Annotated in this window: 19 protein-coding genes and 1 tRNA gene; 12 read left to right on the top strand and 8 right to left on the bottom strand. The window is 40.9% G+C overall.

The genetic code is table 11. From position 1 onward, the window contains the following. Positions 1-42 precede the first annotated feature (42 nt). Positions 43-597, top strand: coding sequence for a hypothetical protein (locus R2S57_RS11100; RefSeq protein WP_316845021.1), 555 nt, complete (start codon positions 43-45; stop codon positions 595-597). Between the two features lie 284 nt (positions 598-881). On the opposite strand, the gene R2S57_RS11105 is transcribed toward R2S57_RS11100, so the two are convergent. Both R2S57_RS11105 and R2S57_RS11110 read right to left on the bottom strand, forming a co-directional pair. Continuing rightward, positions 882-955: transfer RNA gene (locus R2S57_RS11105), tRNA-Arg, on the bottom strand. 230 nt (positions 956-1,185) lie between these two features. After that, positions 1,186-1,419 (bottom strand): hypothetical protein, encoded by a 234-nt coding sequence (locus R2S57_RS11110; protein ID WP_316845022.1) that lies wholly within the window; start codon positions 1,417-1,419, stop codon positions 1,186-1,188. Between the two features lie 422 nt (positions 1,420-1,841). On the opposite strand from R2S57_RS11110, the gene R2S57_RS11115 reads away from it, so the two are divergent. Then, on the top strand, positions 1,842-3,350 hold the full coding sequence (locus R2S57_RS11115; protein ID WP_316845023.1) for a glycoside hydrolase family 43 protein: 1,509 nt from the start codon (positions 1,842-1,844) through the stop codon (positions 3,348-3,350). Positions 3,351-4,298: 948 nt separating this feature from the next. Here the strand turns inward: R2S57_RS11115 and bla are convergent. Continuing rightward, positions 4,299-5,159, bottom strand: a complete 861-nt coding sequence (bla, locus tag R2S57_RS11120; RefSeq protein WP_316845024.1) for a subclass B3 metallo-beta-lactamase — start codon at positions 5,157-5,159, stop codon at positions 4,299-4,301. Between the two features lie 125 nt (positions 5,160-5,284). Further along, entirely contained in the window at positions 5,285-6,148 is an 864-nt protein-coding gene (locus tag R2S57_RS11125; RefSeq protein ID WP_316845025.1) for a helix-turn-helix domain-containing protein, read from the bottom strand. Between the two features lie 161 nt (positions 6,149-6,309). Here R2S57_RS11125 and R2S57_RS11130 point away from each other — a divergent pair, with 161 nt between their 5' ends. Then, positions 6,310-6,858 carry a carboxymuconolactone decarboxylase family protein gene (locus tag R2S57_RS11130; protein WP_316845026.1) on the top strand — a complete coding sequence of 183 codons (549 nt, stop codon included), beginning with the start codon at positions 6,310-6,312 and terminating at the stop codon, positions 6,856-6,858. Positions 6,859-6,912: 54 nt separating this feature from the next. On the opposite strand, the gene R2S57_RS11135 is transcribed toward R2S57_RS11130, so the two are convergent. Further along, positions 6,913-7,443: an NAD(P)H-dependent oxidoreductase gene (locus tag R2S57_RS11135; protein WP_316845027.1), complete on the bottom strand. Its 531-nt coding sequence runs from the start codon at positions 7,441-7,443 to the stop codon at positions 6,913-6,915. 97 nt (positions 7,444-7,540) lie between these two features. Between R2S57_RS11135 and R2S57_RS11140 the strand changes: the two genes are divergently transcribed. Next, the gene (locus R2S57_RS11140) at positions 7,541-7,897 is read left to right on the top strand and encodes a helix-turn-helix domain-containing protein (protein ID WP_316845028.1); all 357 of its coding nucleotides are present in this window, start codon (positions 7,541-7,543) and stop codon (positions 7,895-7,897) included. A gap of 63 nt (positions 7,898-7,960) precedes the next feature. Here R2S57_RS11140 and R2S57_RS11145 read toward each other — a convergent pair whose 3' ends face one another. After that, positions 7,961-8,719 carry a hypothetical protein gene (locus R2S57_RS11145; protein WP_316845029.1) on the bottom strand — a complete coding sequence of 253 codons (759 nt, stop codon included), beginning with the start codon at positions 8,717-8,719 and terminating at the stop codon, positions 7,961-7,963. A 239-nt stretch (positions 8,720-8,958) separates the two neighbouring features. Here R2S57_RS11145 and R2S57_RS11150 point away from each other — a divergent pair, with 239 nt between their 5' ends. The 4 genes from R2S57_RS11150 (at position 8,959) to R2S57_RS11165 (ending at position 12,740) form a co-directional block, all read left to right on the top strand. Further along, positions 8,959-10,023: an acyl-CoA desaturase gene (locus R2S57_RS11150; RefSeq protein WP_316845030.1), complete on the top strand. Its 1,065-nt coding sequence runs from the start codon at positions 8,959-8,961 to the stop codon at positions 10,021-10,023. Between the two features lie 48 nt (positions 10,024-10,071). Continuing rightward, positions 10,072-10,389 (top strand): hypothetical protein, encoded by a 318-nt coding sequence (locus tag R2S57_RS11155; RefSeq protein ID WP_316845031.1) that lies wholly within the window; start codon positions 10,072-10,074, stop codon positions 10,387-10,389. Positions 10,390-10,567: 178 nt separating this feature from the next. After that, positions 10,568-11,608, top strand: coding sequence for an adenylate/guanylate cyclase domain-containing protein (locus R2S57_RS11160; RefSeq protein WP_316845032.1), 1,041 nt, complete (start codon positions 10,568-10,570; stop codon positions 11,606-11,608). Positions 11,609-11,759: 151 nt separating this feature from the next. Further along, positions 11,760-12,740, top strand: a complete 981-nt coding sequence (locus R2S57_RS11165) for an aldo/keto reductase (protein WP_316845033.1) — start codon at positions 11,760-11,762, stop codon at positions 12,738-12,740. Between the two features lie 119 nt (positions 12,741-12,859). On the opposite strand, the gene R2S57_RS11170 is transcribed toward R2S57_RS11165, so the two are convergent. Further along, entirely contained in the window at positions 12,860-13,447 is a 588-nt protein-coding gene (locus R2S57_RS11170; RefSeq protein ID WP_316845034.1) for a hypothetical protein, read from the bottom strand. A gap of 279 nt (positions 13,448-13,726) precedes the next feature. On the opposite strand from R2S57_RS11170, the gene R2S57_RS11175 reads away from it, so the two are divergent. Next, entirely contained in the window at positions 13,727-15,607 is a 1,881-nt protein-coding gene (locus R2S57_RS11175) for a gamma-glutamyltransferase family protein (RefSeq protein ID WP_316845035.1), read from the top strand. A gap of 22 nt (positions 15,608-15,629) precedes the next feature. Here R2S57_RS11175 and R2S57_RS11180 read toward each other — a convergent pair whose 3' ends face one another. After that, on the bottom strand, positions 15,630-17,156 hold the full coding sequence (locus R2S57_RS11180) for a PAS domain S-box protein (RefSeq protein ID WP_316845036.1): 1,527 nt from the start codon (positions 17,154-17,156) through the stop codon (positions 15,630-15,632). 235 nt (positions 17,157-17,391) lie between these two features. Between R2S57_RS11180 and R2S57_RS11185 the strand changes: the two genes are divergently transcribed. The 3 genes from R2S57_RS11185 to R2S57_RS11195 all read left to right on the top strand — a co-directional run bounded on the left by R2S57_RS11185 (position 17,392) and on the right by R2S57_RS11195 (position 22,812). Beyond that, positions 17,392-17,958 carry an RNA polymerase sigma-70 factor gene (locus R2S57_RS11185; RefSeq protein WP_316845037.1) on the top strand — a complete coding sequence of 189 codons (567 nt, stop codon included), beginning with the start codon at positions 17,392-17,394 and terminating at the stop codon, positions 17,956-17,958. A 78-nt stretch (positions 17,959-18,036) separates the two neighbouring features. Next, on the top strand, positions 18,037-19,209 hold the full coding sequence (locus R2S57_RS11190) for a FecR family protein (RefSeq protein ID WP_316845038.1): 1,173 nt from the start codon (positions 18,037-18,039) through the stop codon (positions 19,207-19,209). A 204-nt stretch (positions 19,210-19,413) separates the two neighbouring features. Next, entirely contained in the window at positions 19,414-22,812 is a 3,399-nt protein-coding gene (locus tag R2S57_RS11195) for a TonB-dependent receptor (protein ID WP_316845039.1), read from the top strand. The last annotated feature ends 7 nt before the right edge of the window (positions 22,813-22,819 follow it).

Genomic DNA, 22,819 nt, shown 5'->3' on the forward strand with positions numbered 1-22,819 from the left:
TATGGAGAAAGCTATTGTTGAAAAATAAAATTTAAATCACAGATGAGCACTTATCAAAATATAATAAAAGGAATACCAAAAGGCATAACTATTCCTGAGGAGTTAGAAAAGCTGTGTAATTGGACAGACACAAATGGATATCCAATAAGTGGATATTTTGAACTGAGAGCAGATGATGGGGAGACAATTCGCTATTGGCTCGGTTTTGACAACGTATCCGACCGATTTGGAATATTTGGAGCAGGACCTGATGGTTCGTTGTATTCATTTTGGGTTGATGACGAAAATAATCATAAAATAGTTCATTTGGGTTCCGAAGGTGGAGAGCGCTATATTCTGGCAAACAACTTCATTGACTTTTTAAGATTGTTAGCAATAGGATATATGGAAATTGGCTATTCTGATTTGAACATGACTGTTCAGGAGTGGAACTTAGCAACAGGACAAGAAAAAGACGAAGGTATTAACCCAAAATTTAGAGAGTGGATTGAAAAAGAATTTAAAGTTCAAATACCGGATAAAGGAAGCGAAATTGTTGATGATGGCAATAAGACTTTTAGCAATTGGATTGATGAGCAGACCAGTAAATATTTGTAGCAAAAACCAGATATAATAAACATTTGGAAACAAAGAGTTTTAGCCATTTTATTTTTATCAAACTGAAATAAGTGCTCAAACTTATTTATATATGAAAACAACTATTACAGCTTTGCTGATGATGGAATGATCTGAATAATTTGGAAATGAAAGACAAACCAAACAACTTTGATTTAATTAAATAATTTTAAACCAGCGTGCCAGTTGCGCGCCAAATGCGAAACAAACAGTATAGATGGGGCATAAAAAAAGGCTTCCAGTTTTGAACTAGAAGCCTTTAATCGTACCCCGGAAGGGACTCGAACCCCTGACCCTCGGTTTAGAAAACCGACGCTCTATCCAGCTGAGCTACCGAGGCCCATTTTTTAATGAGCTGCAAATATAGAAGTTCTATTGAATATGTAAAAATATATTTTAAACTATTTGAGGGCTGTTTTTCTTATTTTAAATAAGTGTTTAAAAACGAAGCAATTAAAATAGAGTTTATGCAGGATAATTTTGGAAACAGGCGCCAAAAAAGCACGTTTTCTATCTGTTCTACGCTTTAAAACATAGATATAGAAAAAAAAGCACCCTCAAAAAACTTGTTTAAGCGTCTTCACCATTCCAGATGTCGTCGTCAGCATGCCTGATTTCGTCATGACTGGAGGTTACACTCTTTAACTCTTCGTGGTGGTAATTTCTTTCCGGATTTTCTGGCAATCCATTATCGTGATCTGGCGCTACTTTTCTTAAGTGCTCAGGTTTTTTAACCTCTGGTAAATCATCGTGTACAACAGAAGGGGTTAAAATCTTCTTTTTGGGATAATTGCTGTTTTCCATAATCTTAAAGGCACAAATTTCAAGCCACAAGCAAAGGTGGGCTAAAATTTTGGAAATCGGGGGTTATTTTATTTTTAAAATCGTTTTGCAGGTCAGCTATGCTAGCAGGCAATGATTTAATGACTTGGAACTCATCGCAAACCTGGTGCAAATGGCTTAACCTTGATGAAGCATTTACTACGTATTTATTTCGGACTTTATTCGGGTACGATTGTCACAACTGTGTCTCAAGTCCGAGCCAGGTCCGAAGCAACCCCGTTCCAACCGGCAATTTTTTGCAGTAATTTTACCTAGGCGCAATTACCAGCATCAACCATTCATTTTCGATTTTAGACTGAATAAAATCTGATCGCCAGCAATTTTATTAGAAAAAATTAGCTCTTCTATTACAGACTTATGGCAATTAAGATTAATTTCGTTACATGAGATTATTCCGCTACTTGTTGCTGTTCCTGATGGTTCAAACCTTATTGTTTTCGAATCAGTTGTTTGCCCAAACAGCGATCAATCCTGTCATTCCTGGCGATTTTGCCGATCCTTCGATCATTAAGGTTTCCAATCAGTATTATGCCATCGGTACTTCATCAGAGTGGGCGCCACATTTCCCGATCTATACTTCTGCTGATTTGCTGAACTGGAAACAAACAGGTTATGTGTTTGATCAGGCGCCGGCATGGACAACAGGTTCTTTCTGGGCACCGGAGTTCGATTACCATGACAATACCTATTTTATCTATTATACGGCAAGAAGAAAAAAAGACCTTGTTTCCTGTGTAGGCGTGGCCATCTCGAAATATCCGGATCGGGGGTTTGTGGATCAGGGCGTGATTATCGACCATGGCAAAGAAGCCATTGATGGTTTTGTTTTTTTAGATAAAGGCACCCGGTACATCACTTTCAAAGCGTACGGACTGGATAACAGACCAATCGAAATTTTGGGTTTTAAACTTTCTAAAGATGGTTTACGCACAGAAGGTGAACCTTTTTCGCTATTAAAAGACGATCAACGGATAGGGCTGGAAGGACAGAGTATTTTAAAAAAGGACGGTTATTACTACCTTTTTTACTCTGCAGGTAATTGTTGCGGGGCACAATGTGATTATAATGTAAGGGTAGCGCGGTCGAAATCCTTTACCGGCCCTTATGAACAGTACCCTGGAAATCCCTTACTGATGGAGAACGCTTATTGGAAATGCTCGGGGCATGGTACCTTTGTGACGGCCAAAAACGGGAAAACTTATTATTTATATCATGCTTACAATAAAGAAACAACCGTTTTTGCAGGCAGGCAGGGTATGCTTGCCGAATTGCTTTGGCCTGAAAAAAATGGCTGGCCTGTTTTTAAAGAACAATCTGGCCCGGCTATAAACCCTGATCTGAAACTTACTTTTAAAAGTCCGTTGATTGATAAAGGCTGGCAATGGGATTTCCGGAATTCGATCACGAAGGTTTCGCAAAGGGATGGTAAAATTCATCTATCGGGCAAAATAGAAGGCAACTTGACTGGTATAGCCTTAACGCGAAGACCTGTTTCTGGTGTTTTTGAAGCAGAGACAGTAGTGTCTAACGCAAACAAAGCATTAAAAGGACTAACTTATTATGGCGACGCAAATGCAGCGCTTGGTGTGGGGGTAACCGGAAATACGGTAGAATTCTGGACCGTTCAAGCTAAGGAGCGTAAAGTTCGTGCATCAGCCCGGCTGGAAGACAATACCCCTGTAGCCTTGAAGATGAAAGTGATGCCGGATAAAAGCGTTCAGGTTTTTTTCAAACAGGGAAGCAAAGACTGGGAAAATCTCAATATCGATGAAAAGGTAACGACGGATTTTCTTCCACAATGGGACAGAAGCCCACGTATTGGACTTCACTTTAAGGGTTTGCCTACAGAGGAAGCTGTTTTTTCTTCTTTTGAATTGAAATATAAACTGTAGGGGTGGTAGCTTCGGTTCCGCTACTGTTGACATGCCTTCATAGAAAGTCGTCATCTCATTTGGTTTTACATAATATTGTCAATGTGGTGCTGGATCCAAGGAAGATCCTTCGACTACGCTCAGGATGACAAGCGCAGAGGGTGTTCCGTGCTTTCCGTGTTTCCGTGGCCGGCCTCATAAAAATGTGCCCATTACACATCTGTGTTTATCTGTTTGCATCAGTGGTTAAAAACAATATTTGGAAAGGTCCTTAGGCTCCGCTCAGGATGACAAGCGCAGAGGGTGTTCCGTGCTTTCCGTGTTTCCGTGGCCGGCCTCATAAAAAATGCGCCCATTACACATCCGTGTTTATCTGTGTGCATCAGTGGTTAAAAACAATGTTTGTAAAGGTCCTTCGACTACGCTCAGGATGACAAGCGCAGAGGGTGTTCCGTGCTTTCCGTGTTTCCGTGGCCGGCCTCATAAAAATGTGCCCATTACACATCTGTGTTTATCTGTTTGCATCAGTGGTTAAAAACAATATTTGGAAAGGTCCTTCGGCTCCGCTCAGGATGACAAGCGCAGAGGGTGTTCCGTGCTTTCTGTGTTTCCGTGGCCGGCCTCATAAAAAAATGCGCCCATTACACATCTGTGTGCATCAGTGGTTAAAAACAATGTTTGTAAAGGTCCTTCGACTACGCTCAGGATGACAAGCGCAGAGGGTGTTCCGTGCTTTCTGTGTTTCCGTGGCCGGCCTCATAAAAAATACGCCCATTACACATCTGTGTTTATCTGTGTGCATCAGTGGTTAAAAACAATGTTTGGAAAGATCCTTCGACTAGGCTCAGGATGACACTTGCAGATGGAAAGATCCTGAAACAAGTTCAGGATGACGACCAAGTGGCTCAGGATGACACATACATTGGATGTTTCGTGTCTCCTATGTAAAAAAAAACACCTGAATATACACTATTGCTTACCAATCTTTTTATTATAAGCCGCCTCAAGCTCCCCTAATGTTTCATCATATCCCTTGCGGTCTATAAATGCTGCGGGGTTATAGGCGTCGCCAGGTTTGTGTTTTTCGTGAAGGTTAAACTGGCTGGCGTGCGACGATAACCAGATATCAAAGGTTTGTTTTTTAAGCGATTGGATGGTGTAGGCATAATCCTTTTCAATTTCAGGATAAGCTGGTATTTCGGAAAACTTTTTATCGGTAACGATGCTTGGCATATTGGCAATCAGCACTTTATAAGCACGTTTTTTGTCCCTGGTGTTCAATACAAAACTGCATGATCCTTTGGTATGTCCGGGGTGGTGTAACATTGTGATGTTTGTATTTCCCAATTGAATGTGATCACCATCTTTTAATAAACGATCGGTAACAACAGGTGTATAACTGCTTTCTTTACCGCCCAGTGCATAATCTGATCGGCCGCCATCTCTCATCACCTGGGCATCTTTTTCATCCACCATCATTTTAGCACCAGTAAGCTTTTTAACTTCTGCCATGGCACCCATATGGTCGTAATGTGCCTGTGTGGTGAGCAGGATTTTAATTTCCTTAAAGTTAAATCCCAATGTTTTTACATTTTTTTCAATCTGTTCTGCCGACGAACTTAAACCTGTGTTGATGAGTATATTTCCTTTCGAAGTGGTGATCAGGTAACAGGCCAGATCAGAAGTACCCACATAATAAATATTGCCAACGATACGAAAAGGAGCGTAGGGCGCAGACCATTCTTTTGGGGTTTCGCTAGGTTCGTGTACATTTTGTGCAAAAGTAAAGAGCGGAAAAAGCAGGAAATAGAATAAACATTTAATTTTCATAGGATGATAAGGTAGTAGTATAGGGGTTTATGTCAATCAAAATTAATAAAATTATCCTGAGGGATAAATGAAAGATTGCTGAAATTTTAGGGATGTGGGTTATGACTTCCCGGATTACGGCTCACTTAAGCCTGGAATACCAGGGCTGTTTTGGCAGCCCTAAAATCGGTCGGCGCATAACCAGTCTGTTTTTTAAAATTGCCACTAAAGTAAGCGGCGTCCTCATAGCCCAGCTCATAGGCAATTTCCTTAGCCGATTTGTCGGTATACATCAACAATCTTTTGGCTTCGAGCAATAAACGTTCGCGAATGATGGTTAAGGGCGATTGATGGCCATAAAGGGCGAAAACATTGGACAGTGTTTTGGCTGATCTGTTTAATTCACCGGCGTAAAAGGTTACCGTATGGTGTTTGCGGTAATGATTTTCGACCAGAAGGTTATAATTTCGGATGATATCCAGTTTATCGTCACTTAAGATTTGCGTTGGGATATATTGCTGTTTTGCAAGCCGGGTAATGATGATAATCAAGCGCTTTAACAACATCTGCAGCATATCCAGTTGAATATTATCAGTAGTACCGAATTCATCTGCAAATACTTCGAGCAGGGAATCGATTTTCCGCTGATGGGCCTCATCTAAATTGATGAACATATTGCCGGATGAACCGTAAAAGATAAAACCGACACAACTTACTTCCTTATCGTGGTCTACCACACAATAAAAATTCCGGTTAAACTGCCAGGCTACAATCTGTTCGGGTTTCTCAAAGCTAAAAGACTGGCTTACTACCAGTGGAATGATACTTTGCCCTGGAAATCCGTAGTTTACACCATCAATCATAATCTGTTGAGCAGAACCCCTGTTCCAGGCAATGGTTAAAAATTTATCTTGCCTATCCCGCTGGAAAAACAACCGGTCGAGCTGAGCTTCATGTAGGGTTAGCCTAAATTCTCCCTGTGTGAGATTTTGCAGATACTGGAATTTCATTTTATGTGATTTAATACTGCAATATCGCAATCTTTTTTGCTGCGTTGACAAGAGCGGGCATTAATTACAAACATTCGGGAAATCTGTACATTCTTTGGTGGTGAAAAACTTAAGACCTTTATCCTCATAAAGAAACCAATAATCATTTAAATAAAATCATCATGGAAAATTTCCCAATCCCAGTAAAACAAGATATTTCAGCAGAAAATCAGGCTATTTTTACCAACCTCGAAGGTATGGTTGGTTTTGTGCCTAACCTTTATGCCGTTTTTGCCCATTCGGAACATGCCTTGGGCAATTACCTTACTTTGCAGAATGGCAAAAGTTCTTTGCGTGCAAAAGAGCGTGAGGTAATCAACCTTGTGGTAAGTCAACTAAACGAGTGTTTATACTGTTTAAGCGCACACACCGCTTTTGCCAAAATGAACGGATTTAACGAAGAACAGATTCTGGAGATCAGAAAAGCAAACATTTCTTTTGACAGCAAACTTGATGCACTGGCCAAATTGGTTAAGGCTATCGTTTTGGGCAAAGGACATGTTGCTGCCGAAGTATTAGAAAATTTTTACGCTGCTGGTTATAACAAAGGTAGTTTAGTAGATGTGAATATGGTGATTGGCGATAAAATCATCACCAATTATCTACACGCATTGACCGAAATCCCAGTTGATTGGCCTATCGCGGTAGCCTTGGAAGAAGAACATGCTTAAATATTTAAACGGGCGGTAATGCCGCCCGTTTAAAATAGATGTAATCCTAAAAGTTTACAAGGCCTTGAGGAAATCGAGATATAATGGAACACTTTTCTCAATCCTTTCTGGTGAAGAATTGTATTCAATGCCATAGTAGGCAAATAGGGGTTTATATACTGCTTTTACATATTCGAAAGAAAGTTCGAAGGGGCGCGTGAGTTCTTCCAAAGGGTATTTGTATATACCTGAGGGGCTAAGTTCGTCTTCATTTACTCCTAATGAAATGGCTAAGGCAATTTGCTTTCCAGCAACCTTATAGCCACTTTTACTGCCATAAGCCCAGCCATGCGTTAATACTTCATCCAGCCATTTTTTGAAAAGTGCGGGCGCATTGAACCAGTAATAGGGGAACTGGAATACAATTTTATCATATTGTTCAATCCGTTTTTGCTCTGCAGAAACGTCGATTTTTTCGTCGGGATAAACTTCGTACAACTGATGAACATGGTATTGGTCTGGAAATTTATGGAGTTCTTCAATCCACCTTTTGTTTACAACCGAATTTTTGATGTCGGGATGGATCACGATGATAAGTGTCTTCATGTTATAAATCTTAAAATGATGCAGACAAAAATAAGGGACATTACGTTATTTATGTACATTAGCCACCCATTGTAGGGTACTATAAAAAATGTAAGTAATGTCGAAAATCAAGGAAAGCTCCACCAACTTTGCCAATAAACAGGCACTGGCCGATGAATGTCCGGAAGTTTATGCCGCCCATATTATTGGTGGCCAATGGGCCCTGGCTATTTGTTCCTGGTTGATTAATGGAAAACTCAGGTTTGGTGAATTGAAAAAACACCTGCCCGCCATTACCGAGCGGATGTTAACACTGCAATTGCGGAAACTGGAGGAAAGTAAAATCGTCAAACGTACTGTATTCGCAGAAATACCACCGCGCGTTGAATACGAATTAACACCCATAGGTTACGAATTGAAGCCCATTATTAAACAGCTCGAAAGTTGGGGTGAAAAACATAAGGCGCTCGATTAAGCGAATCAACTCGCTTAATCATTTTCAATAGGCTGTTGATCAGATGCTTAGGTCGATAGATTTTTAAAATTTAATCGATAACTGTTCAGAAACCAGCACATTGTTTTTATAATATTCAAAAAACCAATTTCCATTCTTTTTTAACACGATCCCATTAACACTTCCATTGCTGGCAATGAAGTAATCTGTTGCAGAACTTTTTAATAAGGTGAGTACGATTTTTGGTGCTGCATCGATCAGTTGATAACCGTTGGCAATGGCTTGTGCGTATAACAGCCCGTCGGGTTGTTTTGCTTCGGTGGCTACCGGCTGATTGGCGGGTGTCGCTACTGTCTTAACCTCTGGAACTGGTGTTGTTGCTGTTGCAGGCGTTGGCGTCGAAACTTCAGCTGTGCTACCGACAACATAATGAAAGTCGCTTATAGAAGCAAAGGCCTCTTTCAATGCGGCATTATAAGAGGTATTGTACTCTTTCTCTCTGCTTTTGCCTTCCTTGCCTTTCAACACCACAGTTCCCTTACAATCTTTAAGCACTAAAGTAAGGTTGGTTACAAACATGGAGTTTTTTTCTAAAATATCTACCGTTAAAGCCTTACATCTATCGGTTGCAATTTCTGTGGGTAATTCTGCATTGTCAAAATACACCGTAAAACCTTTCGCCTCAAACGACGCTTTGGTTTCGGTATTTAAGCCGTATTGGTTAATCTGTTTAAGGAAACTGAATTTCTCCGGTACAATTAAGTATTTGTAACTATTGATGTTAGATTGTGCCTGTACAGAAAATGAGCATGCCAAAAGGATGATAAAAAGATATCGTTTCATAAAGGGTTGATTCAAGGATAAATTCCGCCTCAATTTATACAATGATATGGAGAAAATCAAATTTTGTACGCTCAACTTAGATTGCTTTTCAGTTGTAAATCAAAAAAACAGGGAATGATAATATTATGCGTATATTTACGTTTTATAATCACACGCGCCCGAGAGGCGCATTCTTTTTGTTTTAGCACGCAACAGGAATCCTTCTGTTTGTTCAGAAGGCAGGTGTTAAAACAGATCTCATGACAAAAATATCTTTCGAATCCACTTCAACGCCTTTTTTTAAGTCTTTAAAGGAAAAGGTGAATCTTTATTTTTTGGATACCGGAAAAAGTAAAAACGGCGGGCCTGTACTTTTTTTTAAAGGCCTTGGACTCATTCTTTCTGCCATTGCCATTTATTTGATCCTGGTTTTTCTTTCTCCGCATTGGAGTATTGCCGTATTGCTCTGCGCTATTTTCGGCGCTAACCTTGCTGCCATTGGCTTTAATGTAATGCACGAGGGCGGGCACGGGAGCTTTTCTAAATACAAATGGATCAATGCGGTTTCGGCCTATTCGCTCAATATCATGGGCGGAACGATCCATTTCTGGAAACAAAAACACAATATCGACCACCACACCTACACCAATATCGACGGCATGGACCATGATATCGATATTAAGTTTATGCGTATGCATGAAGAGCAAAAGAGAAGGAGGCACCATCGTTTCCAACAATATTATTGGATCCTGTTGTATGGGGTTTCTTATATCGCCTGGATTCTTTATCAGGACTTTGAGAAATATTTTTCGGGCAAGATGGGTAAAAACGGTAAAAAGATCAAACTGGAGGTGAAGGAACACCTGATTTTCTGGACAACCAAACTGTTGTATCTTTCGGTTTATTTATTGCTCCCGATCCTGATGCTGGGCTTTGCCAAAGCTTTGATCGGTTTTACAATTGCAGCTGTTGTTTGTGGATTTACCCTGAGTATAGTGTTTCAGTTGGCGCATGTGGTAGAGGGGACTTCTTTTCCAGAAAACATCAATGGTAAGATCCAGAACGAATGGGCGGTTCATCAGATTTCCTCTACAGCAAATTTCGCCACGCGGAGCAAGCTGGCTTACTTTTTTCTTGGCGGACTGAATTTTCAGGTCGAACACCATCTTTTTCCGGGCATCAGCCATATCCATTACCCTAAAATCAATGAATTTGTGAAGGAGACCTGCAGGGAGTTTGGTGTTTCCTATCTGGAGCATAAAACGATGCTGAACGCGTTTGTTTCCCATCTTTCGCACCTTAAAAAACTAGGGGCGACGGATTAACCGGTTTCCTTAATCAATTATTGCCGAAAGGCATCTTATTAAATGAATATGAAAAATGATAACATAGCCTTACAGGCAAAAGTATTTTTATACCACTTAAACAATGCTAACGATGAAAACGGTATCCGTAAAGATGAAAGCTGGACCTTGCGCCAGGTTAGTGAAGAAGTAAAAACCGAAATCGAAAGGAATTATTCGCCAACGGTTTCAACAAAGGTTGATCCTAAGGTAATGGAAGAGTTCTCTACCAGCGTAATGCTTAATTTAAAGGCACAGCCTAAAGTTAAAGTATCGAGCCTTTTTATGGATGTGCTGCCAGGAGCCGAATACATCATTGCCTTTTCTACAGACAGGATCAGGAGATAAGCCTTCTGTAAAAAAAAAACTCTTCTGGGCGATTATTCTCCGCGTTATTTATACTGCTTTAAGATAATGAATATAGCATGTTTATCAATGATTGAGTAAAATGATTGGATAGCTGATTATATTCGTTATTTTAGTGCGAGCCTATCAAAGTTGGCTTAGTATTTTGAATAACGTGAGGATGTTAACAAAGATCAATCGCCGAACGCTACAGAAACTTCAACAATTGCTGATTATCGTCATCTCCTGGATGGTGGTGGGGGTAATTATTGCGGTTTTTGAGGATCTTGTGTTACATACCAGAAAATCATTGGGGCCAGCGCCTGATTACTCCCTACTTGCTTCTGTGATTTTAAATGCGAGCATCGGTTTTGCAGCTGCATTGATAGGAGGGAGTCTTTTGGTGTTTTATGTAAACGAGAAGTACAACGATAAACCTTATGGATACACCCTTTTAATTGTTGCCGGATGTTTTATCTGCATCATTTTACTGGTGAACGAGGTATTGAGTCTACTTTCATTCGGCGATCCGCACCGGTTTCTTAAAAATGGCCTGGCCTGGGCCATCGTGGTTTCCATTACCCAGCTGATGCTTCAGATCAACAGCAAATTTGGGCAGGGGATTTTCTGGGACATCATCCGTGGAAAATACAATACGCCAAGAGAAGAGTCGCGGATTTTTATGTTTCTTGATCTGAACTCATCAACCACAATTGCTGAAAGTTTAGGCGATAAAAAATACCATGAATTACTCAAAGATATTTTTATCGACATTACCAATCCCATTTTGGAAAATAGAGGGGAAATATACCAGTATGTGGGGGATGAGGTGGTAATTGCCTGGCGTTATGAAGACGGGTTGAGCAATAATAAGTGTATCAATTGTTTTTTTGATATTAAAGCACAGCTTTTGCGTTTGAAAACAAAATACATCGAAAAATATGGCTTGCTACCATCTTTTAAAGCCGGTATCCATTGCGGTAGGGTGATTGCCGGAGAAGTTGGCATTATAAAACGTGATATTACTTATTCGGGAGATGTACTCAATACCACTTCCAGGATCCAAAACATGTGTAAGGAATTTAATCAGGAAATGTTGGTCTCAACAGAATTGCTTAAAGAACTGCACTTAACCGGAGATTATATCGCAAAAATATTTGGCGCAATTAAATTAAGGGGGAAGGAAAAGGAAATGGAACTTGTAGCGCTCACACCTGTTTAAACGGACAGAGAGACCGCTATTAACATTGAGAAGTATTAATGATAATATTTGAAATGCATAACAATTCGTTTGAATTTGGTAATTGATCAGCTCAGCTTTCTCCCTAAATTTGAATGATAAAAATAGAGATTAATCTTTTAACGATTAGGTTATGAAATATAGAAAATTAGGCAATACCAACGAACAGTTATCTGCTATCGGCTTGGGTACAATGGGCATGAATCATGCTTATGGCCAACCAGACGATCAGGAATCATTAGCAACCTTAAATCTGGCCATTGAGCTGGGCATTAACTTTTGGGATACAGCCGATATTTATGCCCAGGGTGAAAATGAAAAACTGGTATCACAGGTTTTGGTGCCGAACAGGGATAAGGTTTTTATTGCCACAAAATTTGGATTCAGATGGGATGATCAGAAAACCAGCGCTTTTGATGGATCACCTGCGTATCTTAAAACAGCGGTAGAACAAAGCCTGAAACGGTTGCGCACCGATCATATCGATTTGTATTATGCGCACCGGGTAGATCCGAATGTACCCATCGAAGAAACGGTAGGTGCTATGGCCGAATTGGTTAAAGAAGGTAAAGTAAGATATCTTGGCCTTTCGGAAGCTTCAGCGGCATCCATTAGAAAAGCACATGCCGTACATCCAATTGCCGCGCTTCAAAGTGAGTATTCACTTTTAACCAGAGAGGTAGAAACAGAAATACTCCCGTTAACAAAAGAATTAGGGATATCTTTTGTTCCTTTCAGTCCTTTAGCCCGTGGATTGGTAACCAATACGCTTGATGTAAGTACGCTTGGGGATAACGACTTTAGAAAGGGCCTGCCACGCTACCAGGAGCAATATGCCGAAAACAATAAAAAACTGGCGGAAGGTTTTGCTGCATTAGCGGAATCGAAAAATGTTACGCCGGCTCAAATTGCACTCGCATGGGTTTTAAGTCAGGGTGAGCACATTATTCCTATCCCTGGTACCAAGAAAACCAAATACCTGAGAGAAAATGCTGGTGCGGTGGACGTGGATTTAACAACAAGCGATTTGGCTACAATTGATGAGCTGCTTAAAAAATACCCTGATACAGGTGCCAGGTATACAGCCGAGCAGGAAAAAATGGCGAATAATTAAGTGATTGGAATTTGTCAGGTTGAGTTTGTCGAAGTGCCTTAAAGAGATTTAAAAGGTTCCTTCGACAAGCTCAGGATGACAATTCTACATTTAGGATATTGCCTCTTCCTTTTTAATGGTTATTTACCAGTTTTAAACATTTTTATCGCTGCATTTTGCACTTTAAGCGCATCATTTTCGATGATTTTTTTAATGGCTGCATCTGTTGAAGCCTGAAATCCTGTTTTAACAATAATGGTGTCTTTTTCGTTGATCACCGTTAAACCAAAAAAGTGGCTTCCAAATTTATAGGTGTTTTTGGTGATGTTGGCTTCTTTTTCAACGGTTTTGCCAAATTCGTAACTGCTGCTCAACTCATCGAAAAAGTCTTTTACCCCCTGAAAAATAAGATGTGTTTCAATGTTCAGATCATTGATGATCACCGTAGCATCTTTTAGCTCCGGAATAGCTTTTCCTTTGGCACTTTGCTGTAAATTTTTTAGCTCTGGAAATAAGTCTTCGCTAAAAATAATGTCTTTCGGGTCTTTGATAAAAATTGTGGAAGTCTTTCCGGTTTCATCAAAGCGCTGTACTAAATCTATGGTATCATTGCCGTCCTTCAGGGTGGCTGCATCTGCTGCAGTATATTCGGTTTTAATGTCACTAATAGTGTTCTTGATGACGTTAACAACGTATTCTAAGACTGGGTATGGCGTAATATTGTTCATTGTAATAATTTTTTGCAAAGGTACGGCTTAGTTTTTAAGGTATAATATAATGGGGAAAAAGAAAACGATTATTTTTAGATAAAGACATCAAAAACAGGGTTTTAGTTTTTATAGAATAAGTATAATCAATCAGTTAAGGCCGCAATTATTGGCAAATGGAACAAGATAGCTATTTCAATAGCGGTTTAAATTTGTAACAAGCTTGATTAATTATGCTGATTAAGGGCTATAAGATACAGAACATCCACTTCTAAACCTATATTTTCTTATATTTGAATCATGAAGAATCTAGCCTTATTTTTTATATTATTTCTATCCATCCATACGCTATTTGCTCAGCAAACGCAAAAGCCCATGCTTTATGGCAACAGCTGGATGGCCATCACCGGTAAGCCGATGGCCGCAACCGCGGGATCGATGATTTTCCAACAGGGCGGAAATGCTGTTGATGCAGCTTGTGCCATGCTGGCCGCCACCTGCACCATGTGGGATACCTTAAGTTGGGGCGGAGAAACACAGGCACTGATTTACAATCCAAAAACTAAAAAGGTTATTGCCATTAATGCAATGGGTGTGGCACCAACGGGAGCTACGGTAGCATTTTTTAAAAGTAAAGGCTATAATTTCCCGCCAGAATATGGCCCGCTGGCTGCAACTACTCCCGGCACTCCGGGTGGGCTTATTTTTATGCTGTGTAAATACGGCAGCATGAGTTTAGGGCAGGTTTTGGCACCTGCCATGCACATGGCTGCAGGTTACGCTATTGAAGCACAAGCCGCAAATACCATTGAACGCGATAAAGAACTGATTAAAACCTGGCCTTACAGCAAAAAGGTATTATTGCCACATGCAGGTGAGAAACGTGAAGCGCCTGAGGCCGGAGAGATTTTTATCCAGAAGGACCTCCTTGCTACCTTAACCAAAATGGTTGATGCGGAGAAAGCGGCACTGAAAAAAGGTAAATCCCGTCAGGAAGCTTTAATGGCTGCATACGATCGTTTTTATAAAGGGGATATTGCTCAAGAATTTGTTCGTGGAAGTAAGGAACAGGGCGGTTTAATCACAATGAACGATCTGGCCAAATGGAAACCTGTAGAAGAGGAGGCATTAAGCACCAATTATAAAGGCATTGAGGTATATAAATTAAAGCAATGGACACAAGGACCAGTTTTATTGCAGGCTTTAAATATCTTAGAGAATTTCGATCTAAAAGCAATGGGCTACAATAGTTCAAAGTACATCCACACGGTTTATCAGGCCATGAACCTGTCGTTTGCCGATCGTGATTTTTATTATGGAGATCCTAACCAAACACCTGCCGAACCAATGAAAGGATTGTTGAGCAAGGATTATGCAAAACAAAGGGCTTCGCTGATCCAGTTGGATAAGAATGATGAGCATATCGGTCCAGGCGATCCTTATCTTTTTGAGGGAAAGAAAAACCCTTATTTGAATCTGTTAAAGAGCAGGGGGTTCGAATTGGATACGGCTAAAAGAAACTTTGCCCCAAAACACGATTTGGGCAATAATACACCAAAAGAAATTTATGAAGACCGCTTGTGGAGAGGTACAACTTCTATAGAGGCAGCCGATAAAGAAGGCTGGGTAGTGTCGGTTACACCCAGTGGAGGCTGGCTTCCGGCTTGCATTGCAGGCAATACCGGTTTGGGCATGAGTCAGCGGATGCAAAGTTTTGTATTAGATTCTACCTTAAATCCTTTTAATGTTGTTGCGCCAGGCAAACGGCCGAGAGTGACGTTATCGCCGTCGTTATTTTTGAAAGATGGTAAACCTTTTGTATCGGCCGCGGTTCAGGGTGGAGATACACAGGATCAGAATTTATTGCAGTTTTTCTTGAATATGGCCGAGTTTGGTATGACGGTTCAAAAAGCTACCGAGGCGGCCAATTTTAATACCAACCAACTCTGGCTTTCTTTGGGGGGCACTAAAACCAGCGACAGGGAACCTAAACCCGGGCAGATCTTATTAAATGCCAATACTAAAGACGCTGTACGGGAAGAGTTGAAAAAAATGGGCTATATCCTCAGTTTTTCCGAGCGTACCAGTGGCCCCATCAATGCCATTTATTTCGACTGGAAACATGGCAGTTTACAAGGCGGATCGAGCAACCATGGCGAAGATTATGGTATTGGCTGGTAATATACTGATGCGTTAATGGTCCTTATTCAGCCGCTTTAAGCGAAAAGGAAAAGGTAGACCCCTCGCCAATTATACTTTCAACATGGATCGAAGAACCGTGTAAGGTAATAATAGAGTTGGCGAGGTATAAACCAATTCCAAAGCCGCTAATAAACCTGGTTTTTTCGGATTTGATGCGGTAAAATTTTTGGAACATACTTTTCTGGTCTTCTGCAGAAATTCCTATTCCCTGATCTTTCACGCTCATGGTGAAGCCATTTTCTGTTTTATGACAAGAGATGATGATCGCTCCTCCCTCCGGTGAGTATTTTTGCGCATTGCTGATCAGATTGGTGAGCACCAATGAGATCTTTTCGGTATCGCCGGTAACGATAGCCTGATCAATACCCTCATAACTCAGCTGATGTTTAGAACTGCTAACTCTCGCATCTTCTATACACGAATGGATAGATAAGGCAAGATCAAAACTTGAAAGCTCTAATTTCATCTGACCATCTTCAAACCTGGATATATTCAGGAAATCGGTGATCATGTTCTCCATTTTTTTGGTCTGCTGTTCGGCCTTGGTCAAAGCATGACTGATAAAATCATGGTTTTCTCCCTTTGATTTATGGAGAGCCACCTGTATATAAGAGCGAAGGGAGGTTAATGGGGTTTTGAGTTCGTGACTTACAAAACCGATAAACTCATCCTTTTTTTTCTCCGTAAGCTTTTTCTCGGTAATGTCTCTTGCAATCTTTGAAAGACCGATAACCTTTCCCGATTTATCCTTGATAGGTGAAATCGTTAACGACACGTGTATCAGTGTACCATCCTTTTTCATGCGAACCGTTTCGAAATGCTCAACCCGGTTGCCTTTTTTAAGTTCAGAGAGGATTTTAGGCTCCTCGTCCTGCCTGTCGGGCGGGATGAGTTTTAAAATCGAACTGCCTACCATTTCATCTGCTGTATAGCCAAAAATGCGGCATGCAGAGCCGTTCCAACTGGTGATGATACTGTTGAGGTCTTTGCTGATGATCGCGTCGTCGGAAGAAGCAATGATGGCGGCAAGTCTTTTGCTATCTACTTCCGCAGATCTTTGTGCAGTAATATCCCTGGCGATCTTCGAAAGCCCGATAATCTTTCCTTCGATGTTTAGAATCGGGGAGATGGTGAGGGATACGTCGATGAGCGTTCCATCCTTTCTCATGCGTTTGGTTTCAAAATGGTCTACACGGATACCTTTCTTTAACTGTTCCAGGATTATTGGTTCTTCATACTGCCGTTCTGCAGGAATAAGCTTCAGCACCGAAACGCCTATAATTTCTGCTTCGGTATAACCAAAAATTCGAAAGGCCGATTCATTCCAGCTGGTAATAATTCCCTCCAGATTTTTACTGATGATGGCATCGTCTGAAGTACTGACGATGGAGTTTAATATAGCACTTTTTTCTTCCGCAATCCTTAATGCTGTATTCAGCCGTCTTAGCTGTTCGTTATCTAAACGCAGATCTGATTCCCTTTTTTCAAATTCTTTGATCAGCTGAATAATCTCGTCCGTTTCTTTCATTTTTCTACCTTAATGAGGCAAGATAGGAATATTTAGCGATCTGAGGGTAAAGGGAAATAACAGTTTGTTTTTTTATATAACCTCCCGTTTTTATCCGATCATGAGATGTTGTTGATGCCAGATCGGCTGATCTTTAAAATGTTGGTCAATTTTCAGCTTAACAAATTGATAATATAAGAAGAATTGTATCTTTAAAATCTAAATGGTTTTTTTGTAAAAAAAATTAGGTGGAATAATGGCCAAGTATAATCTGCATACCGATGATGAACTTTTTCTTCTTTTGAAGGAAGGGGATCATCGCGCATATGCCACACTCTACGAGCGGTACTGGGCCATACTTTTCCGTTATTCCCGCAGGATACTTCAAAATGACGAAGAATCGAGAGACGTGGTACAGGATGTTTTTGTAATGCTTTGGTCGAAGGCCGAAACCCTCGAAATACAGGTATCCCTTTCTTGCTTCTTATATGCCGCTACCCGAAATAGCATTCTTAAACTTTTTCAACGTGGAAAGGTAAAGGCCAATTATCTCAGTTCTTTATCTCAATTTATCACACAAGAGAACAATGCCACCGACCATCTGGTGCGCGATCGGGAACTTGCCAAGCGGATTGAGCATGAGGTGTCGATGTTGCCTCCAAAAATGAGGGAAGTATTTGAACTCAGTCGCAGATCGCACCTTTCTCATCGTGAAATTGCCACACAGATGGAAATTTCAGATAAAACCGTAAAAAAACAAATGGCAAACGCCTTAAAAATCCTTCGTTTAAAGCTTGGAACGCTTTTCTTTTTAATTTTCTAATTTTTTTTTAATTCATCTACTCCCAAGGGCTGAGCAAACGTTCATAACCATACATTTGACCAATTGAGGAAAAACAGTATGGAGTATAAACGCGCTCAGGAACTTCTTAATAAATACCTGGAGGGTAACTGCAGCCCCGAAGAGATTGATCTTGTAGAATCCTGGTATTTGAAGGAAACGGATCGTCCGCCAGCACTTCAAACGGAACCAGATTATAGTGCCTTAGGAAAAAACATCTGGAAAGACATACAGCAGGAAAACACTAAAACCAGAAAATTAGTGCCGTTTTATAAGTGGGCTGCTGCCGCCGCCATATTGTTTATTCTGGGCGCAGGTTTATATTATATGACCAATATCCGAACCGCTCCTGTTCAATCTGTTGAGCATTTTGCTCAGAACGATATTGCACCAGGTGGAAATAAAGCTTTTCTAACCCTTGCCAATGGCAAACGGATTGCCTTAGATGATGCCGGCAACGGTAAAATAGCCGATCAGACTGGGGTAAGCATTTCTAAAACTGCTGATGGAAAATTGGTGTACACCGTTTCGGATGCACTTAAATCTAACCAGAAAAATTCTCGTACAGCTAATTTTAATACCATTGAAACCCCTAAAGGAGGTCAATATCAGGTCGATTTGCCCGATGGAACCAAAGTTTGGTTAAATGCGGGTTCATCACTGCGTTATCTGGCACAGTTTGCGGCAGCTAAACGCGAAGTGGAATTGAAAGGCGAAGCTTATTTCGAGGTGGCCAAAAGAACGGTCGATGGAAAACGATTGCCATTTATAGTTAAAACCAATATACAGGAAGTGGAGGTGCTCGGTACTCATTTCAATATCAACAGTTATGAGGATGAAGGCAATACCAAAACGACTTTATTAGAAGGGTCGGTGGCGGTGCATCCTGTATTAACCAATGGAACCATAGTGCCTGGCAGGACCATTAAGCCAGGCGAACAATCTACATTAAATGCTTCGGTGCTAAAAGTTGCTACAGTTGATACCGAACAGGTGCTCGCCTGGAAAGAAGGGTTTTTTATGTTCGATGATGAAAACCTGCAAAGTATCATGTACCAGGTGGCCAGATGGTACGATGTAGAGGTAGAATTTAAAGAAAGCGGTTTAAAAACAAAAGAATTTAGCGGTACAGTGTCGCGATTTGGCAATGTATCACAAGTGCTTAAAAAAATAGAATTAACAGGTTCAGTACACTTTAAGATTGAAGGAAGGAGGATTGTAGTGATGAAATAAAATCAAAAACTGCAGTCCAAAAAAAAGTCAGCAATGCTACGAACATTACTGACCCTTAACCGGCATAACCGGGAATGCTTTGGCTCAGTTTAAATACACTATTGCGATAGAATACCTTTAACCAAAACAGACGAACAAATGTATACAAATTCTCCTAATATTTTTTGCGGGTATCGATCCTGCGCGACCAAATTTTTGCGTGTAATGAAACTCATAATAGTTTTGATGGTCACCGGCCTGCTTCAGGTAAGTGCTACAACAAGCAATGCCCAGAGCCTCTCTTTGGTCCAAAAAAACATAACCATTAAACAGGTTTTTAAAGCCATCCGGAAACAGACCGGCTATAATGTGCTTTGGGAAGCCGATAAACTCCAAACCGGTAAAACCATTGATGTGAAATTTAACAATGCCTCCTTAGATGAAGTATTGGCAAAATGTTTCGAAGGTAAAAACCTTACTTATGCCATTGATGAGAAAACGATAATCATTAAATCCCGGCCATTATCTTTGTTTGAAAAGGTAATCAATATCTTTCGGGAGATAGAAATTACCGGAAAAGTATTGGACGAAAAGGGGATTACCCTGCCCAATGCCTCAATCTTGATTAAAGGAACTAAAATCTACCACAAAACCGATGAGAATGGTAATTTTAAGTTTAGCGTGCCTGATGAGGGCGCCATATTGGTGGTTTCTTATTTAGGTTATAAAACCCAGGAGCTCCCTGTATCAAAGGGCGGTTTGCTAAACATTACGCTCCAGCCTGATCTGGCCGATCTTGAAGATGTTGTGGTTGTGGGTTATGGCACACAAAAAAGGGCAAACTTAACAGGTGCTGTAGATGCGATCAGTGCCAAACAGTTAGAAAACCGGCCGATTGCGAACCTAGGTCAGGGTTTACAAGGCCTGATCCCCAATCTGAACATTTCCATTGCCAACGGCCGGCCAAATACTGCACCCGATTTTAATATCAGGGGTTTTGCATCCATTAATGGCAGTGGTGCACCCTTGATTTTAGTCGATAACGTTCCTTTCAGCGCATCCGACTTGTTAACCCTTAACCCGGCGGATATAGAAAGTGTATCGGTGCTGAAAGATGCCGCAGCTTCGGCAATATACGGAGCCAGGGCACCTTTTGGTGTAGTATTGATTGTAACCAGATCCGCAAAAAGCAGTAAGATCAATATCGGTGTAAACAGTTACATGGCTTACCGTACAGTAGGAAAACTTCCTGAAGTGGTTACAGATCCTTATGAGGTGTTAAAAGTGAAGAATGAAGCCGCATTCCCTTTGTATAATCCTGCTTATAGTGCGGCACTGGTTGAAGCTGCCCGGTTACGTTCGCTTGATCCTTCAAGACCAGATGTAATTGCCGACCCAACCGATCCGAATAAATGGTTTTACATTGGCTCTACCGACTGGCTGAAGGAAGCTTACGAACAATCGGCACCGACCTATAATGTGGGTGTAAATATCTCTAAAAAGGCCGATCAGGTGAGTTATTACCTCTCGGCAAATTATTACAAACAGAAAGGAATGATCCGCAACGCGGATGAAAACAATAATATCTACAATTTAAGGGGCAAGGTAGATTTGAACGTGACCAAATGGTTGACCATTTCGAACAATACCATGTTAACCTCTACATTTTATGAAGCACCAACATTTATTGATGGCAATTACTTCTGGAACATTAACCGTACCAACGTTACCGATATCCCCCGCAATCCTGATGGTTCATGGACCTCGGCAGGTGCATCATTGCTAGGTGCCGTACAAGAAGGCGGCAGAAAGACTATGAGTACCACTACGGTTCAGACTACTTTCTCTTTTGATGCATCTCTGATCAAGGATGTTTGGAGTTTAAAAGGGGATGCAACCTTTAGAAGAGTAGACAGTTTAGGGAAGTCGTACGAAATCCCGATTCCTTATAAAACAGGGCCAAACCTCGCACCACCCTTGTCTACCTCCACTTCTGCCACAGATCAAAACGGTAATGTGAAATACAATGTGATCAATCTATATACCCAGGCGCATAAACAATTGGGCGATCATTTTATTTCAGGATTAGTAGGTTATAACCAGGAGCAATTTAGAAATGCGTGGTTTTTGGCTTCACGTAAACAATTGATTTCTAGTTCACTTCCTTCGCTTAATTTGGCCACGGGCGATCAAACCGTTACCGAGAATGTAGCCGAATGGGCGGTTCAAGGACTTTTCTATCGTCTTAATTATAATTTCAAAGAACGTTATCTGTTGGAACTGAATGGACGTTATGATGGATCTTCACGTTTTGCACCAGGCAAACGCTGGACATTTGTACCCTCGGCCTCTGCTGGTTGGATGATCTCACAAGAACATTTTTTTGCCCCTGTTAAAGAAGCGCTATCGATGGATATGTTTAAGATAAGAGGTTCTTATGGTATTCTGGGTAACCAGGCTGCTGCAAACGAATACGATTATTTGGCCAAGATGAGTAGTGGAAAAACAAACCAGATATTGGGCGGTTCGCAACCCATTTTCGTTAAACCTCCATTGGCCATTTCCAATAATTTCACCTGGGAAAAAGTATCAACCGTTAATCTTGGTCTTGATATGAGTTTCTTTAAAAACAGATTAGATCTGAATTTCGACAGGTATACCCGCTTTACCAAGAATATGCTGGTGCCGGGAAAACCACTTCCTGCTGTTTTTGGCACCGGATCGCCAACCGCAAATGCCGCCGATTTAAAAACAAAAGGCTGGGAGCTAAAACTGGGCTGGAAAGATCAGGTTACATTGGGAGGTTCGCCGCTTAGTTACAATGTTGTGTTTGCTGTTAGCGATAGCAGATCTTATATCACCCGTTTCGACAATCCGAATAAACTCCTGAGCGATTATTATGAAGGAATGGAAATTGGTGAAATCTGGGGACTGGAGTCGGAAGGTTTTTTCCAGAATGCAGATGAACTGAAAAATCACGCCAACCAAACTGCCGTAGGCACCGACGATCAGCGTTACCAGTATTTTGTTGGTGACATGAAATTCAAAGACCGTAATGGTGATGGCAAGGTTGATTTTGGGAATAAAACAGTAGATAAGCCGGGCGATTATTACAAACTTGGCAATAACCGCAACAGGTTACCGTACAGTATTGATTTGTCTGGCGCCTGGAAAGGTTTCGATTTAAGGGTATTTATACAGGGAGTGGGCAAAAGAGACTGGTACGCTGCAGGAAGCAATATCTATTTTTGGGGCATTTACGCACAGCCATGGACCAATGTAACGGTACAAAACCTTGATCACTGGAGTCCTGAAATGCCGAACGCCTATTTTCCGAGGATAAAAGCTTATGCTGCTGAAGATACAGGAGAGGAGCTTGGTATACCGAATACCCGTTTTTTACAGGATGCATCTTACCTCAGGGTAAAGAACATCACTTTGGGTTATACCCTGCCTAAAAGCTTTTTAAGAAAGGCAAAGCTGGAGAACGTGCATTTTTATGTGAGCGGTGAGAACCTTTTTGAACATTCTAACCTTAAAGTAAAGCTCGATCCTGAAGGACTTGATGGTAATCTTTATCCTTTTCAACGTACCTATTCATTTGGAATGAACTTTAATTTCTAATACTAAA

It is taken from the genome of Pedobacter psychrodurus, assembly GCF_032678585.1.
Taxonomy (GTDB): domain Bacteria; phylum Bacteroidota; class Bacteroidia; order Sphingobacteriales; family Sphingobacteriaceae; genus Pedobacter; species Pedobacter psychrodurus_A.

Bases quoted from the DNA above. Each gene is read 5' to 3' on its own strand.
- R2S57_RS11100 (WP_316845021.1), top strand. From the start codon at position 43: ATGAGCACTTATCAAAATATAATAAAAGGAATACCAAAAGGCATAACT.
- R2S57_RS11110 (WP_316845022.1), bottom strand. From the start codon at position 1,419: ATGGAAAACAGCAATTATCCCAAAAAGAAGATTTTAACCCCTTCTGTT.
- R2S57_RS11115 (WP_316845023.1), top strand. From the start codon at position 1,842: ATGAGATTATTCCGCTACTTGTTGCTGTTCCTGATGGTTCAAACCTTA.
- bla (WP_316845024.1), bottom strand. From the start codon at position 5,159: ATGAAAATTAAATGTTTATTCTATTTCCTGCTTTTTCCGCTCTTTACT.
- R2S57_RS11125 (WP_316845025.1), bottom strand. From the start codon at position 6,148: ATGAAATTCCAGTATCTGCAAAATCTCACACAGGGAGAATTTAGGCTA.
- R2S57_RS11130 (WP_316845026.1), top strand. From the start codon at position 6,310: ATGGAAAATTTCCCAATCCCAGTAAAACAAGATATTTCAGCAGAAAAT.
- R2S57_RS11135 (WP_316845027.1), bottom strand. From the start codon at position 7,443: ATGAAGACACTTATCATCGTGATCCATCCCGACATCAAAAATTCGGTT.
- R2S57_RS11140 (WP_316845028.1), top strand. From the start codon at position 7,541: ATGTCGAAAATCAAGGAAAGCTCCACCAACTTTGCCAATAAACAGGCA.
- R2S57_RS11145 (WP_316845029.1), bottom strand. From the start codon at position 8,719: ATGAAACGATATCTTTTTATCATCCTTTTGGCATGCTCATTTTCTGTA.
- R2S57_RS11150 (WP_316845030.1), top strand. From the start codon at position 8,959: ATGACAAAAATATCTTTCGAATCCACTTCAACGCCTTTTTTTAAGTCT.
- R2S57_RS11155 (WP_316845031.1), top strand. From the start codon at position 10,072: ATGAAAAATGATAACATAGCCTTACAGGCAAAAGTATTTTTATACCAC.
- R2S57_RS11160 (WP_316845032.1), top strand. From the start codon at position 10,568: ATGTTAACAAAGATCAATCGCCGAACGCTACAGAAACTTCAACAATTG.
- R2S57_RS11165 (WP_316845033.1), top strand. From the start codon at position 11,760: ATGAAATATAGAAAATTAGGCAATACCAACGAACAGTTATCTGCTATC.
- R2S57_RS11170 (WP_316845034.1), bottom strand. From the start codon at position 13,447: ATGAACAATATTACGCCATACCCAGTCTTAGAATACGTTGTTAACGTC.
- R2S57_RS11175 (WP_316845035.1), top strand. From the start codon at position 13,727: ATGAAGAATCTAGCCTTATTTTTTATATTATTTCTATCCATCCATACG.
- R2S57_RS11180 (WP_316845036.1), bottom strand. From the start codon at position 17,156: ATGAAAGAAACGGACGAGATTATTCAGCTGATCAAAGAATTTGAAAAA.
- R2S57_RS11185 (WP_316845037.1), top strand. From the start codon at position 17,392: ATGGCCAAGTATAATCTGCATACCGATGATGAACTTTTTCTTCTTTTG.
- R2S57_RS11190 (WP_316845038.1), top strand. From the start codon at position 18,037: ATGGAGTATAAACGCGCTCAGGAACTTCTTAATAAATACCTGGAGGGT.
- R2S57_RS11195 (WP_316845039.1), top strand. From the start codon at position 19,414: ATGAAACTCATAATAGTTTTGATGGTCACCGGCCTGCTTCAGGTAAGT.